This window comes from Streptomyces sp. BE303 (assembly GCF_036290945.1).
GTDB lineage: Bacteria > Actinomycetota > Actinomycetes > Streptomycetales > Streptomycetaceae > Kitasatospora.
The window spans coordinates 1-348 of record NZ_JAQYWZ010000368.1 but is presented as its reverse complement, the minus strand read 5'-3'; the positions used below and the strand labels follow the sequence as shown (position 1 = coordinate 348).

General features: G+C 80.5%; 1 pseudogene. It reads left to right on the top strand.

The features are described 5' to 3' along the window. Window positions 1-212 precede the first annotated feature (212 nt). A pseudogene (locus PUR56_RS06210) lies at window positions 213-348 on the top strand (acyltransferase domain-containing protein); the annotation flags it as partial.

Below are 348 nucleotides of genomic sequence, written 5' to 3'. Positions count from 1 at the left end.
CTGCCCCGGGTCGAGGAAGACCCGACGGCCGCCGGCGTCCGCGTCGCCCCGCACGAGGTGCTGGTCCTGGCCGCCGGCGGCCAGCGCCGCCAGCGCGCCCGCCCGGTCGCCGCCGAGCTGCACCGCGCGGTGTTCGACGGCTGACAGCCCGGTCGCCAGCGGGGGGGCGACGGACACCGGCGAGCAGCCGGGGGCGCTGCGCGGCGCGGGCCGCCGGCGGCCAGGACCAGCACCTCGTGCGGGGCGTCGCGGACGCCGGCGGCCGTCGGGTCTTCGTCTTCCCGGGGCAGGGCTCGCAGTGGGCCGGCATGGCCGTCGAACTCCTCGACACCGCACCCGTCTTCGCCG